Genomic DNA, 14,313 nt, shown 5'->3' on the forward strand with positions numbered 1-14,313 from the left:
TGCCTGCGGCGCATGGTCGAGTGTTTAACTCAACCTTGCGCCGCCGTCTGGTGTCGGATTTACGCCGCCGCCAACACGCTCACGAACTCGGGGCGATTTATCTTCACCGACCCGCTGCAACGATCTTTAAGGACCTTACGCGAGCACCGCATCGGTTGCCCCCCTCGATTAAGATCCCGGGACGGCGCGGACGTCTTTGGCTCGAGTCAATAGTTGTCGATTGGTTGAGAGACCATCTAGAGGCCGCACAAGAAGTTGGCGGCAGCAAGTCTGCAACGACGATCGTCCGTACAATCGCAGCGCCCTCCCGCAGCGTTTCGAACAATCCTCGACGGCAGGTCGGCCGACCGACGAAACGACAGCAGCTTGAACGTCTGGCAGTGGCGCGGGAGGGCAGATGAACTCCCTGAATGAGCAGATCCTGCCACTGGTTGACGGGGGCGTTCGCCCGCGCCCTTCGCATCGTCAACCGATAAGTGACATGCATGCGTGCGCCGTTGTAGACCGCTGCACGTGTCGCGAGCAGGAGGCGGCAGGTTCGCGGAAGTCTGCGGCTGACATCATCTTCGCGCATTCGCCAGAGATCGTGCAGCGGTCGATTGCGCAACAGGACAAGCAGGCTGCGCACCGAGCAAAGCTGGACGCGGCTATAGCTGAGAGCGTAGCCAACCAACAGCTATCGCTCCCTTTCTGGCCTGCGAAGTTCCGTGCGCTGCCGAACGAAGTTTTCCGATCGGCTCTCTTCAACGCACGCAATAAATCCAGGAAACGCGAGTACCTGAAAGAGCGTGAAATCTACGTCATCGGTGACGGTCGGATCACTTACACGGGTGAAGAGCTACGGCAGGATGATGAAACGGTCTGGCTTCAGCTGATTCAGCTCGCCAAGTGCCAGCCACTTGGCGAAAACGTGCGGTTCACCGCACGCTCCTTTCTCCTGGCGATCGGATGGCCGGTCAAAAGCCAAAGCTATACCCGTTTGCGCGATTGCTTGACGCGTATGCAAGCCACGTCGCTGCAAGTGATAGTAAAGCGCCTCGACGACAGCAATGAAAAAGGCGAGGAAGACGGCAAGGCGATGTCGATGATCCCAGCGTTCGAGTGGCGCGACCCTCGTACCGGTGCGCCACTCAAACAGTACAGGGTGCAATTGGCCTCGCAACTGGTCGACCTGTACGGCGGAAAGGGCTATTTCACCCGAGTCGAGTGGGCGCAGCGGCTCGATCTACCGCCTGGCCTCGCAACATGGCTACATGGCTACTTTGCCAGTCATGAAGTGCCGTTTCCTATCAAGCTGGGGACCATCAAGGCAGGGGCCGGGCTGACAACTACGACGCAGAAGCATCTGCGCGAACTCGCCAAAGCCGCCCTGAATGAGCTCAAGCGGGTCAGGTTTCTGAAAGACTGGTCCCTTAGTCCGGACGACCTTGTGAAGGTCGAGCGACTGCATGACCTTTGACCGACCGAAGTATGACTTTTGGCCGACCGGCTGTGACCTTTGACCGACTGGAGTATGACCTTTGACCGGCCGGAGTATGACCTTTGGCCGGCGTGTGATCTCTTCAAATCCGTTCTGAACAAGGCTAAGCGGCCGGTTTCGGCAACCCCTAACCGTTTACTAACCTCTCTTTAACCGTAAACCGTCCTCGCGCTGTGGAAAAGCTACGGACAACTCGGCAGAGAATTTCGCGTCGGCTTACTTCGCACCGCCATGGAACGGAACAAGTGCGCGCCTGCGACGCGTGATTAGCCGCTATGTGAAATACCGACGGTCAACATTCGCCCAGCCGGATTGCCCGGCCCGAAGGGCCGGTCGGCATTCCACCGCCCTACGGGCGGCGGTGCCCGTGCGCCTCAATCCGGGCTCTTGGCACTCGCGTTGCCCAATCATCGATCAACGGCTCGGGCTTGCAGAGAGGGGCTTATGGTTGGCCGTCGTTCTCGCTATGGCAAGCCGCATCGCGGCGCGTCAGGCCGAAGGCGAGGCTCGCGGGGAGCCGGTGGGCGGGAGCGGGACGCCGGCTACGAAGCCGGCGCTGTCCACGCCCTTGCGGTGTGGGCAGCGCTCCCGTCCACGGGCGGGCGCGGGATCCGTCACTGCGGCGCGAATCGATGGTTTTGACTGGGGCGATGATAGGTATTCGAGCACCGAGCTGCCGCGTTCTGTCGGGCGCGACCAAATAACCTCAGCACAATGCGAAAAACGTAGTATCCGCATCTGTTAGTTAGCGCTCTTTTCGCAGCTGCAATGAGAACCGTCAATCGAGTTCGCGCTACGGCCATGTCACCTTCCATCTGCCGCAGAGCTTCGGCGTCAAAGCCCGGACATCGCCACCCAGCGCCCATTGGCCTTCGCATCGGGACTCCACTTTTTATGCCGTTTGAGACGTGCATCTTTTCACTACCGTCGCCGACTATCTCTCTTATACTGGCGGGCGGAATTTAAGGCTGCTGCCAGCGTTGCGATTCCATTTGCGCGGGCTCTTGACGACTGGTATGGATTCGCATCTGGAATCCGTCGGACATCGTATGCCGTCTGAGCATGCTTTTACCCAAAAAGAAGATGGTCTGAGAGACAGACATGACAGAAGCACAATTAAAAGTAATGGGGCTTGTCGCCGACCTGCGCCGAGTGACGAAATGGGGGCGGATGAGTGCTTATGCTAGCGCGAATGGGCTTCCTGTTACTCGCACATGGGATCCGTTTTTGGCGGGGCTGCTGGAAAGCAACACCACTGACGCCACATTGAACAAGGTTACCGCAAAGCTCCAAGAGTTCTACATGGCGCAGCTGTTGGCGGGCGACCGGGTCGTAACGTTCTTCGAGCCTCATCCGGACTTCAAGGGCCGAATTTATGACCTCGCACGAAAGGCGGTCGCTCCCGTCAGCCCCGTTTCGAAAAGCTTCCCCTCATTGATTCCCGAGGCGCGGGTTAAATCGGACGTGCCTGGGGTCCCAACGTTTGCGGGGAGTGTGAAGCATCCGGACGGTCGGATTGCGTTATTTTTCTTATCTGGTCGTTATGTCGAAGAGCGCGACAAATACAAGCGGGACGAAGTTTCCGCCGCCGTGCGTGACGCCTTTCAAGACTACGATGAATTTATCGCTATAAAACTTCGCTTCAAGCAGTGTATGGATAGCATCGTCGTGTCGCCCGATTGTTCGGTTCAAATTCGGCTAGATTTGCCGACGCTGACGAACATGGACTATGCGGAAATTTGCGCAAAGACTCTGCTCCAGCACTTCCACGCGCACTTTTCCGGGCCGAAGGGCGAGCCAATCCTTGGCGAGCGCCAAAATTTGTTTAGGGCGATAGATAAAATCTATCAAAAAAAGGGGCTGGGTCGCGTCAGTGAGCTGGGTTTTGAAACGCCGACGGATTCGGTCAAGGTCGAGAAGATGCGAGACAAGACTTCGGACCTGCGCGAGGAGTTGTATCATAAAGCTGGAAAAGCAGGCCTCGGAGGCTTGGCAGAAATAGTCCCCTATCGGCTGGCGGTGCGCTTCCCGTCTACAGTCCACGGCGCTATGGTCGAACTCATGCTGCCGGGATCATTCAGGGAGCTTGCAAAGCCTTCGCAGCGGCTGGAAGTCGCGGCGATCAGCGGGTGCATCTCCGAAGTCGACTTTGAGAATGCCGTGCAGACCCTTCTTGGGCATGTTTGATTCCCTGATGAACAGACACCAAGCAATCGAGCACGTTCAATCCGTTTGGGCACAAGCCCCGACGGGTGCTCTTTGCATTGCCGTGCTAGACCTGATTGCGGAAGGTGTCCTCAAGCGGCTGACGTTCGGTCAACTCGATAGACTTGCAGCCAAGACTGACGCGCAGGAAGCCGATATAGCGAGAGCGATTCAGTACCTTACCGGCCACGACCTCCATCTTCTCGATATGCAGTTCGAGTTCATCGACGATGAAGATGAGGTGTTTTATTTCGACGCAAACGCGCTCGATGCCGCTCGGCGTGAGGGCGAACTAAATCACCCAGAAACAGGCGATCCGATAGAAAACTACGAGGATCGCGTGTTCGTAACGTTTGTGCCGTCGCCGTTGGCAAAGGAAATCGTCGCCAATGAGTGAAATTGCTTTCGTTTTGCCGGCAGACGATTCAGGTCGTAAAGTTAGTGTAAAGGCATTTGAGGCTGTTATGCGGTTGGCTGTCGGCGGGGATCGGATATTGCGCCGAGTAACCACGGAAACGTATGAGGAGTTCGTCGAACTGCTTTACGAAGACTTAGACCAAATTCTTGGCGACCTAGAAGACCGAAAAAAGTATTTCGCCGAGGCGAGCGAGGATCAAATTTCGGACGCGATCATTAGCGACCTCAAGCGCTTTGGATATTCGGCGCATCATGACAAGGACACAAACGGGCACGTCGATATAACGGTCGAGTGCAGGCACAAGCAAGGCTTCAGTTGGCTCGGAGAAGCAAAGCTCGACAGGGGGCCAAAATATTGCTTTGGCGGCTTGGAGCAGTTGACTACGCGTTACAGCACTGCACGTAAAAACGCCGATCGCGGCGGGATGCTGATTTATAACAGGGACTACGACAACGCGAACAATCGGATGCAGCAATGGGCGGATCACCTGACGAACGACCATGGTATTGCTTGCGATATGAACGATGCTGGCCGTCCGGGCTTGGCGTTCTCGACTGCCGAGGCGCATAAAGGTACGGGTCTTCCTTATTACATCAGGCACATGTTTTTGCATTTGCATCATGATCCGCAGAAGTGACCAAGTCGAGCGCAGCCGAGAGCCCCGCGCGTACGACAGCACAAGAGCCGACCGGTGTTTCCGGCCATCAAGACGTGATGACATATATTCGTGACCCTGTCGGCAAAGTCAGAACTGGCTAGGCGACGCACCAACCGATCTGGCTTTCCGGTACGATACGGGCCACGGTTGATCCACAAATTATGAAAACAATGGCAAAACCAAAATCCCACACCTTATTTCACTTCACGTCGAATCTCGACATTTTGAAGAGCATCCTTTCTACTGGCCTTCAGCCGCGTTATGCAGTCGAAGACCTATCATGGCTGACTGGAAAGGCGAAGCTTGTTGCCTATCCAATGATCTGTTTCTGCGATATCCCGTTAGGACGAATTGAGAATCATGTGGACTCCTACGGTTCGTACGGCATCGGAATGTCAAAAGAGTGGGCGATACGTAACCAACTCAATCCCGTGATATATCTGTCAGATCAGAGTTTGCTTCGCGATAAGGTCGAGAACCTCTTTACTTATGTAAAAGAACACACATCTCCGTCTGAAGACGAAGCTAAAGCGGCGCGCTGGGACGTGCTTCGGCTGCTCCAATACGTAAAGCCGCTAGAGGGCACGATGATGCTCAAAGGGGCTGAAGTTCATGCCGAGTTTTATCAAGAGTCTGAGTGGCGGTATGTGCTGCAGAAGAAGGAGATAGATCATCTGCTGTGGGGACCGTTTGATGATCCCACTGTGAGAAACGCAGCCAATGAAACGACGAAAGGTCATGAACTGAAATTCAATCCTGACGATATTCGGTATCTGTTTGTCGCGAAAGATGCGGATATTCCCCCGCTTGTAGATTTCATAAATACAGAACTCGATGACTTCAAGGCAGGTGAAATGAAAATCCTTTTGTCCAGAATAGTTTCGCTGGAAAGCTTGGCGCACGACCTTTGAAAGTTCACTGGTGGCCGACCCCGACGTCGGTCGCGCCGTCTTGCCCCTACCTTGGATCATACGAGGCGGCAATCCTAAGAATTGGACGCGGCGCGATCCAATGCCTTGAATACCGAAGCGCTTGAGTCATCCTTCGCCGATGTCCGATTCAACGGGCAGAGTGTTTGCGGCGCGAGGACGCAGCGAAACGGATCCGCCTACACTGAAGGAACCGTCGGACGCACTCGCAAGTGCGGGCCCTCTTCGCCACACATGATTCAACCCGAAATGCGGGTGCCCAAAAACGCACGGCGGCAGCCGCCATCAATTGTTCCACGGAAGAATTTGAAACTGCTGTAAACCCGCGTCGCTGAATGCTTTACGGGCGATGAAGCCAGGATGTTCCACGGGCCATCGAGTGGCTTCGCCCCTTGACGTTGCAACGGTGACATAACAGCGCTTATGTCAGATTAGGGTGGCTGATGATCAAAGAAATGACGTTGTACGTAATCGTGAGTCGGTGTCACAGAGCGACGACGGGTTGACGAGCGGAGCGGCATTTGGATCGCTTGGTGAGGTTATTTGGTCGCGCTTACCGCAATCGCTCCGATCAGGTCATGCAGACCCTGTTGCGATATCGGGTCCGTCGAGGCAGTATTTGCACTGGTTGAATCGAGATTGGGCCACGGCGGTCGCGAAGTAACGCGCCGTCGATAACACTACGGGAGTCCCGGTCATGCCGGAGTTTGATCGTTACACGCTTGGTCTCGCCCAGCGCAACCAGCGGATCGCCGACCACAACAGGCAAGTTGCTGACCAAAATAGGCAGGTTGCCGATCACAACAGGAACGCCGTCGATCAGTGGATCGCCTACGCGGACAAACTCAAGGCCAAGCTCTCAACCGTCGAGCGAGAGCGAGACGCCCTGCGTCAGCAGCTGGAGGCCATGCAGGCACGGACGGCCGCGCTCGATGGCCTCCAGGACAAGATGGCGGCCGAACTTGCAAAGGTCAGCCCATCGAACCCGCTCGTGTCCCAGGAGCACCGGAACATCATTATCGAGACCGCTTTGACCATGGCGCGCGCACCGCAGATGCAGCTATGAAGCTGCATCGCAGCGAGTACCTTTGCTGGTTGCCCTCTATCGGCGTGAAAACAGCCCCGTGGTGCCCTTGGTGACGGTCGGCGAGAGTCGTGGGGCCGGCGAGTTAGGCGAACGGTCCAAAGGCCCGAAAGTTCTCGCTCCATCCTGGCCGTCGATCGAGGTTATTTGGTCGCGCCTGTCGGGTAGAGGCTCGAAACCAAAGACGAAGTGTTGCGATGGACTGAAGCTTTGGAAAAGCGCGGCCCCCGAGTTCGCATCGGATCTGCCGCCTGTCGTGAGTTCGTTAGCGGAAACGGGACGTAGCCCGCACGTCGAGGCAAACAACGAAACGCTCGCGCAACGACAATAAAGCCCACCGATGGCGGGCCTTATGCGTTCACGGTTAAACATCTGTCCGTGGAAGCGGAGCGGGCAAAGCTGGTGCGGTTGGTGCAACTGTTTTCGGAGAACATCGACTGAAAACGGGTATTGGTATTCTGCGGTTGATTTGTCATTGTGCGGCGCAGTGAAAGCGCTGGGGTGAAAGCGGCTGCCAGGGCGTCGCAGAACGGCCAGGAGCCGTCATTCAGTATGAGCAAATCGTCAGTCATAGGGCGTCCGGTGCATGTCGGATAACTGCCGTTCAAGACCGGAAAACTTGTTATAGAAGTTGGCAGGCCACACGACCATGAGAGAATTCTTGCTCTTGCACTTGTTCTCATCCTCGTCGCCTCATGAAGATCCTCGAATACACCGGGCTCGACACCTCACGCGTCAAGGCCAGCTACGACAAGGTGTCCGCGGCCATCGCTCGCCACGACTTCCGTGCTGCCCAAGTCAAGAAGCTCGCCAATCTGAGCCACGGCAAGTTCTACCGGGCGAAGCTGGATGACGCCGACCGGCTGTTGTTCTCGCTGGTGCGCCACGGGGACGAAGTCTGCGCACTGATGCTGGAAGTGATCGCCAATCACGCCTACGATAAGTCACGCTTCCTGCGCGGCGCGGCGATTGACGAGAGCAAAATTCCAGACATCAGCGCTGATGACGCCATCAGGGAGGCGCAAGCTCTACGCTACCTTCATCCCGAACGTACCGGAATTCACCTGCTCGACAAACCGATCTCGTTTGATGACACGCAGGAGACCATTTACCGACAGCCACCTCCGTTGGTTGTCGTCGGTAGCGCTGGCAGTGGCAAGACCGCACTGACGCTTGAAAAGCTCAAGCATGCCGAAGGTGAGGTCCTCTACGTCACTCACTCCGCCTTCCTGGCGCAGAGCGCCCGCGACCTTTACTACTCCAACGGTTTCGAGCATGGCGGTCAGGATGCCGTATTTCTGTCCTACCGGGAGTTTGTCGAGTCGATCCGCGTTCCGGCAGGACGCGAGGCTAGCTGGCGCGACTTTGCGGGCTGGTACTCCCGTATACGGCAGAACTTCAAGGATGTCGAAGCCCACCAGGCTTTCGAGGAGATTCGCGGCGTGATTGCTGCCGGGTCGGGCGGTGTCCTGTCGCGCGACGAGTATCAAGCACTGGGGGTGCGTCAATCGATCTTTCCCGTAGAACGGCGCGACCAACTCTACAATCTGTTTGAGAAGTATAGCGCCTGGCTGGCCGAGGCAAAGCTCTACGACCTGAATCTTGTCGCACACGACTGGCAAGCGCTGGCTGCGCCGCGCTACGACTTCGTGGTTATTGACGAGGTGCAGGACATCACCACCGTGCAACTCGCGCTCGTGCTGAAAACCCTGAAGAAGCCTGGCCATTTCATGCTCTGCGGGGATTCCAACCAGATTGTCCATCCCAATTTCTTTTCCTGGAGCCAAGTCAAGAGCCTGTTCTGGAAGGACCCTAAACTGGCCGAGCGACAGGAATTGCGCGTGCTTGAGGCCAACTTTCGCAACGGCCTGGAGGCCACTCGCGTCGCCAATCAGTTGCTCAAGATCAAGCAGCGGCGCTTCGGTTCCATCGACCGCGAGAGCAACTTCCTGGTCCAGGCCGTCGGCGGCGAGACCGGCCAGGTTACGCTGATACCCGACAAGGACGCCACCAAGCGCGAACTGGACCAGAAGATTCGCCAATCCACACAGTTCGCCGTCCTGGTAATGCGCGATGAGGACAAGGCCGACGCTCGCAAGCACTTTGCCACGCCGCTATTGTTCTCGATCCACGAAGCCAAGGGTCTCGAATACGAGAATATCGTGCTCTACCGCTTCATCTCGGATCACCGCGGCGAGTTCAACGATATCGTCGAGGGCGTCGCCAAGGCCGATCTGGCGGTCGAGACACTGGATTACAAACGCGCCAAAGACAAGAGTGATAAGTCGCTCGAAGTCTACAAGTTCTTCGTCAATGCCCTGTATGTAGCGCTGACGCGCGCCATCAAGAACATCTACATGATCGAGTCGGACACAGGGCATGAGTTGTTCGGGTTGCTGGATCTCGTCGTCGGCCAGACCAAGATCGAGGGCAAACAATCCACGCTCGAAGACTGGCAGAAGGAAGCACGCAAACTCGAACTTCAGGGCAAGCAGGAGCAGGCGGACGCCATCCGCCGCACCATCTTGAAGCAGGTTCCGGTGCCTTGGCCGGTGTTCGATGATGCCAAGGTCAGGAACCTGCTGATCAAGGTCTTCCGCGAGCAGTCTCCGGGCAACAAGGGCAAGCAGCAACTCTTTGACTATGCCACCTGTTTCGACGAACCGCAGCTCGCCAAGTGGCTGGCAGTTGAGGCGAAATTCGAGCAGGCACGGTCCTTTGATCAGCAGCGCGCGGTATTCGGCCGCAAGAGCTACGTCCCTTACTTCGCCAACCACTTCAAGGACATCCTCAGGCAGTGTGACCTGCATGGCGTCGATCATCGCCTGCCAATGAACCAGACGCCACTGATGGCCGCAGCTGCTGCGGGAAATGTGGCGCTGGTAGAAGCCCTGCTGGAGCGCGGTGCCGACCGCGATGCCGTCGATCACTATGGTCACAATGCACTGCACTGGGCTCTGCGGCAGGCATTTGGCGATACAAAGTTCGCTGCTGGCCCGCTGGCGGCAATCTATGAATGCTTGGCTCCGCCCTGCATTGATGTCAGAGCGGGTGATCGCTTGGTCCGCATCGACCGGCATCTGTCTGAATACTTTCTGTTCCAGACCCTGTGGGTATTGTTCAAAGCCCAATTCAGCAAGATACGACGCAATGCAGACAGCGCGTTCCAGACCCAAATCATCCTCGATGCCTGGCAACACTTACCCGCTAACGTAGTGCGGCCCGAGCGCAACAAGCGCCAGCATCTTTCTGGCGTGCTGGCGAGGAACGAAATCGACAGAGACTATGCCTACAATAGATCTCTGTTTCTGCGTGTATCCACCGGACGGTACCAGTTCAATCCCAAACTCGCTGTGCGTCGCCGCCAAGGCGAAGAAGTAAACTGGATCCCGATCTACACGGCACTCAATCTCCCGTTGATTAGCGAGTTTGCCTACAACGACGGCTGGATCAGCACCTGGGACAATATTGACAAGCTTGTGATCCTTGCCGGACTACCTGAACGAACCACACCTATCGCCGCTGAACGCTTCGCCGAGCGGGAAGCGGCCAAAATGAGGGAGTTGGACGAACGCAGAGCCAACCAACTTGCTGCCAAAGCGCGTATTCATGCCGCCGCCGAAGGCACCCAAAACAGAGCGCCACCATGGGGAACAAAGGAAGCCAAACGGCTTGAAATCGAACGTGTGAGACAAGAAATCGAAAGACGGAAGAAGAATTGACATGCCGATTCTCGTTGGCCGTATAAAGCGCTTCGCAAAACGCCGTTAATCGCCGCCGGACTCGAAGAGTCGACGGCCGCTGTGCACTTGGAAGCGGTCACAGCGGCGGCGCTGTTCGGAGCGGCCGCAGTGGGTCGAAATGCGTCCGACGGACGACACACAGCTACCGTGCTCAATTGGTGCAATGCAACCGAGAACGCCGGCATCAACCAGCAAATACGGATAGCCCTGATAACATGTGTTATGCGGGATCGCTAGGCGACAGCAGCCCAAGCTGCTTGGCCGTGGTGGTTGGCAAGCGCAGCAGTACCGTGCCCGCCTTTGCCCATGCACTGTCGATCATTACTACGTCGGCCAGTACGCCTTCCAGTTCGAGATAGACGACGTCGTCTTTTTCGAAAGCTTCCGTATAAAGATGCCAGGACGGCTCCCCGCCCTCGCCGTCGTGATATTTGATTGATGCCTTGGTGCTCATGGGATGACCTTCGCTGTGAGGGTGACGATTGCCAGTGTAGTGCGGGCTGGGCACCCAACCGGCCGACAAGTCTGGATTATCTCGATGTGCGTGGTCTACGTTGGCTTCGCCAAGTGCGGGCGATGCGCGGAAACCACCGCCACCTGCCCGCAATTGCGCGATGGAACCACCCAGATGCGCAGCGTTAGCCGAAGAACGCAGCAGGTGCGCCGTTTCGATTGAGCCCTCGTAATGCTGAACGAGGATGCTCAATATCTCCAGCCTGTCGCCTTCCGGCGTACCGGGCTCCGGGTCCTGTTCGACCAGCGCCGACACTTCCGCCAGCGCCGAACGATAGTCATCTTCAGTGTGCAGCGGTCGGATGTCCATTTTTGTCCCGAGGCGTCGTATGCACCGAGTGTAGCGGCCCCAGCCACAGTCGCAAGAGAAGCGTGCTACGCCAATTGATTGTGACGACATGGGTAGGATGTCCTTCGGCCTGTGCGGCAACCGTGAGGTTAGTTGGTCGCGCCTGCGTCGGCGCAGCAGGCGAAATCAACGCTTTCGAGGGTCCGGGCGGTAGGCGTATCCTTGTATTAACAAGGAGAAGAAGCCATGCCTGCGAACAAACTAGGCCGCTACATCACGAGTCGCACGTTTTTCGAACGCGCTAATGCAGCCGTCGCCGAGGCGGTGCGCGCGCTTGAGGCCAAGGGCATTAAGCCAGCCTACATCGTGCGTAATTCGACGCGTGAAAAGGTGCGGGCGGTGTCGGCCGAGGCTCGCGCAGGGCGAATGCTTGCCGACCGCGCTAAGCGACTGACGGCGCTCTGGAACACGCCAGACAATGCGCGCCAAGCGGATGACGCGACAGAAGCCGTTGCGCGCGCGTTGTTGCTCGCCAAGACGGTAATGCCGAGCGAGGAAACGAAGTTTCTAAACGAGATCCGCGAGCAGCTTGCGCAGGTGCGGGCGCAGCCTGCCTTGATCGAGTGGGCACAGCTGCTGATCGAGACAGACCGAACCGGCAGCGACATGTTTCGCGATCGCTCGATCATAGATGACAGTCTCTTTCACAGGCGTCTCGACGCAATTCGCGACGGGCTCGCGCAAGGAAATATGGCCCGTCGATGACGGGCCTCGTTAATCACTAGGCGGAAGCGGAGCAGGCGCGATCGGTGCGCTTGGCGTAGCAGGTTTCGGAGAACCACCACGCCCGAGCGCTCCCGTTGCAGATCCTTGCCCGTGCCTTGTACCCGCGCCAAGGATGTCCTTCGCCTTGTCGTGCATGTCCCGACCAACCGCACCCGCCATCTGTCCGCCGACCCACGCGAACACCTGATCGGGTACAACGTGGATCAGTGAGAAGGTGCCTTGCACCAAGGTTTGACACATTCCCACATACAAAACGATGTAGCCGATGATGCTCACCAGCCCGGTTGACGAGTCGAATTGCGCGTTCGTCAATGCGACTCCGAACATCGTGTTGAGCAATGTGCCGAGCACAACCACCCCGGCCCCACCAAGAACGAAACCGAGCATCATGAAGACCGGGCGGAACATCACGTTCAGCAGGAAGATATAGCCGTGCGTGGTGCGCTGGCCCATACCTTCGCCGTCGCCGTCAAGGTGAGCAAACGCCCACAGCGGTGCGGCAACGACGCTTTCGCCGACCACGGCATACCACGACACAATGCCACCGAACCAGATGAGGAACGGAAGCATCGGAATGTAGATCGACAGCATCGCGCCGAAGAAAAACAGTGTGACAAGGATTATCACGATGAACGGAGTGAGCGCGCTCAACAAGCCGTCGCCTGCGCCCGTCAATAGTCCAGAAACGCCGGCTGTGAACACATCGGCAATCTTTCCAGCCATGCTCTCTTTCGCCGCGCCCGCGATAGCCTTCGCGCCCGCGTAAGCGCCGAGCGCGGTCCAGCCGGTGTTGAGGATATCGTCGCCGAGGTTCTTCATGCCGATGAGCGGGTTGGTTGATCCGCCCGGCCCTTGACCGGAGTTCAGATCGGTTGCCCACTTCACCCACTGCTGCCCGCTGAAGAGCTTGCCGAGGATGCTTTTCGGGTCCGTGCCGGTGATACCCACCGACAGGGCACCTTGCGTCGTTGTAACCGATGAGTCCAACTGTAGTTGCTGGCTGTAGACGGCGCTCACCTTTCGGTATAGCTGCGGGTAAGGCAGGTTGTCGGGGCTGGTCCCGGACACTGCTGCGGCCGTCGCGTTGGCGAGACTCGTAAGCTGCGAGTTCGCTTGCGCGAAAGTCTGATACCAGGCGCCCATCATGATCCAGCCGTCGCGTTGAAGGTTCGACTGGATGACGCCAGCAAGCTGGTTGATGCCGCTTGACGAGTCTGCGAGCGCCTTCGTGATCGTGGCCTGGTATTGCAATGCGGCCTGATTGATGGTGTTCGCAGGGTCGGCCGGTTGACCCTGCCTGTCGATAGCTGACACGTAGGCTTGCGCGGCACCGGACAGCGTTGATTGCATCGCCTTGAGCGCGTTTTGGTGAGCTTCGAGCAGGTGCTTATACTCCGGGGCCGGGTCGTTCGTATAAACGGCCATGCCCATGGTGTCGTATTGCGGGATCGACTGCGGGGCCGTAATCGCAATTTCCGCCCCGCCGCAGGAAAGACCACGCCCGTTTATCAGGACGATCTTCGATCCGGTCCCGGCCGAGATGAATTTCTCGGCTGGATCGACCGACACGCCCGTATCGTTGGGCATGTCCTCGATGGCCGTGTTCGCGGCCTGCGCGCACAGGTTGGCTTCGAAAAGGGCCTTTGCCAACGTCGTTGCTTGCGGCGCGGCCGGCGTCGCGATCATCGAACCGCCGCTATTGAGCACGGTAACCGCCGCATCGAGCGACAGGTTCGCAATACCAACGCCGATCATTGTTCCCCAAAGCATAACGGCTTGCGCGCCGTTGTAGCCCGCAAAGATCGGAACGAGGCCAGTGAAGCCGGCCCCTGTTCGGATCATGAACCAGGGCGACGACTTTTTCTGGCCCATGAACTCGCCGTCCGCTCCCGTCGCGATTGCCGCGGTGAGGAAGTGATACCCGGCCCAAACCGCGCCGACCGCGAGCATGCATGCATTCAGCACGAGGAACAATTGCGCCATCATGCCGCCCGAGCCACTTCCAGCGAGCAGCGGGTTGTGAATGATCGGGCCGTAGACCAGTTCCAGCAGCGACATCGACTTGTCGCCGCTGCGATTCGCCGCGTTCTGGATATCGCCGACCGAAACGCTCGCCTGTTGGGCAAATGCCGTTGCCGCGACAAGGATGAGCGATAAGGCTACAGTTGCCCGCTTGAGCATGTTGAGCTTGAGCATCGACGGACTCCG

General features: G+C 57.6%; 11 protein-coding genes. 8 read left to right on the top strand and 3 right to left on the bottom strand.

Going from position 1 to position 14,313, the window contains the following annotated elements; all coding sequences use genetic code 11:
* Positions 1-397 precede the first annotated feature (397 nt).
* The 6 genes from trfA (at position 398) to J8I87_RS03025 (ending at position 6,756) form a co-directional block, all read left to right on the top strand.
* Entirely contained in the window at positions 398-1,459 is a 1,062-nt protein-coding gene (gene trfA, locus J8I87_RS03000) for a plasmid replication initiator TrfA (RefSeq protein ID WP_209929971.1), read from the top strand.
* A gap of 1,122 nt (positions 1,460-2,581) precedes the next feature.
* The gene (locus J8I87_RS03005; protein WP_209929972.1) at positions 2,582-3,667 is read left to right on the top strand and encodes a hypothetical protein; all 1,086 of its coding nucleotides are present in this window, start codon (positions 2,582-2,584) and stop codon (positions 3,665-3,667) included.
* Between the two features lie 7 nt (positions 3,668-3,674).
* A complete protein-coding gene (locus J8I87_RS03010) occupies positions 3,675-4,082 on the top strand; it encodes a hypothetical protein (protein ID WP_209929973.1) in 408 nt (135 codons plus the stop codon).
* Complete coding sequence (locus tag J8I87_RS03015; protein ID WP_209929974.1) at positions 4,075-4,740, top strand: hypothetical protein; 666 nt, start codon at positions 4,075-4,077, stop codon at positions 4,738-4,740. Before J8I87_RS03010 ends, J8I87_RS03015 begins: the two co-directional genes overlap by 8 nt.
* A 191-nt stretch (positions 4,741-4,931) precedes the next feature.
* On the top strand, positions 4,932-5,672 hold the full coding sequence (locus J8I87_RS03020; RefSeq protein ID WP_209929975.1) for an abortive infection system antitoxin AbiGi family protein: 741 nt from the start codon (positions 4,932-4,934) through the stop codon (positions 5,670-5,672).
* 715 nt (positions 5,673-6,387) lie between these two features.
* Positions 6,388-6,756 (top strand): hypothetical protein, encoded by a 369-nt coding sequence (locus J8I87_RS03025; RefSeq protein WP_209929976.1) that lies wholly within the window; start codon positions 6,388-6,390, stop codon positions 6,754-6,756.
* Between the two features lie 368 nt (positions 6,757-7,124).
* On the opposite strand, the gene J8I87_RS03030 is transcribed toward J8I87_RS03025, so the two are convergent.
* Entirely contained in the window at positions 7,125-7,346 is a 222-nt protein-coding gene (locus tag J8I87_RS03030) for a hypothetical protein (RefSeq protein WP_209929977.1), read from the bottom strand.
* Positions 7,347-7,469: 123 nt separating this feature from the next.
* Here J8I87_RS03030 and J8I87_RS03035 point away from each other — a divergent pair, with 123 nt between their 5' ends.
* A complete protein-coding gene (locus J8I87_RS03035; protein WP_209929978.1) occupies positions 7,470-10,496 on the top strand; it encodes an ankyrin repeat domain-containing protein in 3,027 nt (1,008 codons plus the stop codon).
* Between the two features lie 241 nt (positions 10,497-10,737).
* On the opposite strand, the gene J8I87_RS46220 is transcribed toward J8I87_RS03035, so the two are convergent.
* The gene (locus J8I87_RS46220) at positions 10,738-11,340 is read right to left on the bottom strand and encodes a hypothetical protein (RefSeq protein ID WP_409518720.1); all 603 of its coding nucleotides are present in this window, start codon (positions 11,338-11,340) and stop codon (positions 10,738-10,740) included.
* 225 nt (positions 11,341-11,565) lie between these two features.
* On the opposite strand from J8I87_RS46220, the gene J8I87_RS03050 reads away from it, so the two are divergent.
* Positions 11,566-12,084, top strand: a complete 519-nt coding sequence (locus tag J8I87_RS03050) for a hypothetical protein (protein ID WP_209929979.1) — start codon at positions 11,566-11,568, stop codon at positions 12,082-12,084.
* 9 nt (positions 12,085-12,093) lie between these two features.
* Here the strand turns inward: J8I87_RS03050 and J8I87_RS03055 are convergent, their stop codons facing one another.
* The gene (locus J8I87_RS03055) at positions 12,094-14,301 is read right to left on the bottom strand and encodes a DotA/TraY family protein (RefSeq protein ID WP_245253679.1); all 2,208 of its coding nucleotides are present in this window, start codon (positions 14,299-14,301) and stop codon (positions 12,094-12,096) included.
* Between the last annotated feature and the right edge of the window lie 12 nt (positions 14,302-14,313).

The sequence above is a fragment of the Paraburkholderia sp. LEh10 genome (assembly GCF_017814945.1).
Classification (GTDB): domain Bacteria; phylum Pseudomonadota; class Gammaproteobacteria; order Burkholderiales; family Burkholderiaceae; genus Paraburkholderia.

Coding starts and splice junctions, on each gene's coding strand:
- J8I87_RS03010 (WP_209929973.1), top strand. CDS start 3,675: ATGAACAGACACCAAGCAATCGAGCACGTTCAATCCGTTTGGGCACAA.
- J8I87_RS03050 (WP_209929979.1), top strand. CDS start 11,566: ATGCCTGCGAACAAACTAGGCCGCTACATCACGAGTCGCACGTTTTTC.
- J8I87_RS03020 (WP_209929975.1), top strand. CDS start 4,932: ATGGCAAAACCAAAATCCCACACCTTATTTCACTTCACGTCGAATCTC.
- J8I87_RS03025 (WP_209929976.1), top strand. CDS start 6,388: ATGCCGGAGTTTGATCGTTACACGCTTGGTCTCGCCCAGCGCAACCAG.
- J8I87_RS03035 (WP_209929978.1), top strand. CDS start 7,470: ATGAAGATCCTCGAATACACCGGGCTCGACACCTCACGCGTCAAGGCC.
- J8I87_RS03055 (WP_245253679.1), bottom strand. CDS start 14,301: ATGCTCAAGCTCAACATGCTCAAGCGGGCAACTGTAGCCTTATCGCTC.
- trfA (WP_209929971.1), top strand. CDS start 398: ATGAACTCCCTGAATGAGCAGATCCTGCCACTGGTTGACGGGGGCGTT.
- J8I87_RS03015 (WP_209929974.1), top strand. CDS start 4,075: ATGAGTGAAATTGCTTTCGTTTTGCCGGCAGACGATTCAGGTCGTAAA.
- J8I87_RS03030 (WP_209929977.1), bottom strand. CDS start 7,346: ATGACTGACGATTTGCTCATACTGAATGACGGCTCCTGGCCGTTCTGC.
- J8I87_RS46220 (WP_409518720.1), bottom strand. CDS start 11,340: ATGGACATCCGACCGCTGCACACTGAAGATGACTATCGTTCGGCGCTG.
- J8I87_RS03005 (WP_209929972.1), top strand. CDS start 2,582: ATGACAGAAGCACAATTAAAAGTAATGGGGCTTGTCGCCGACCTGCGC.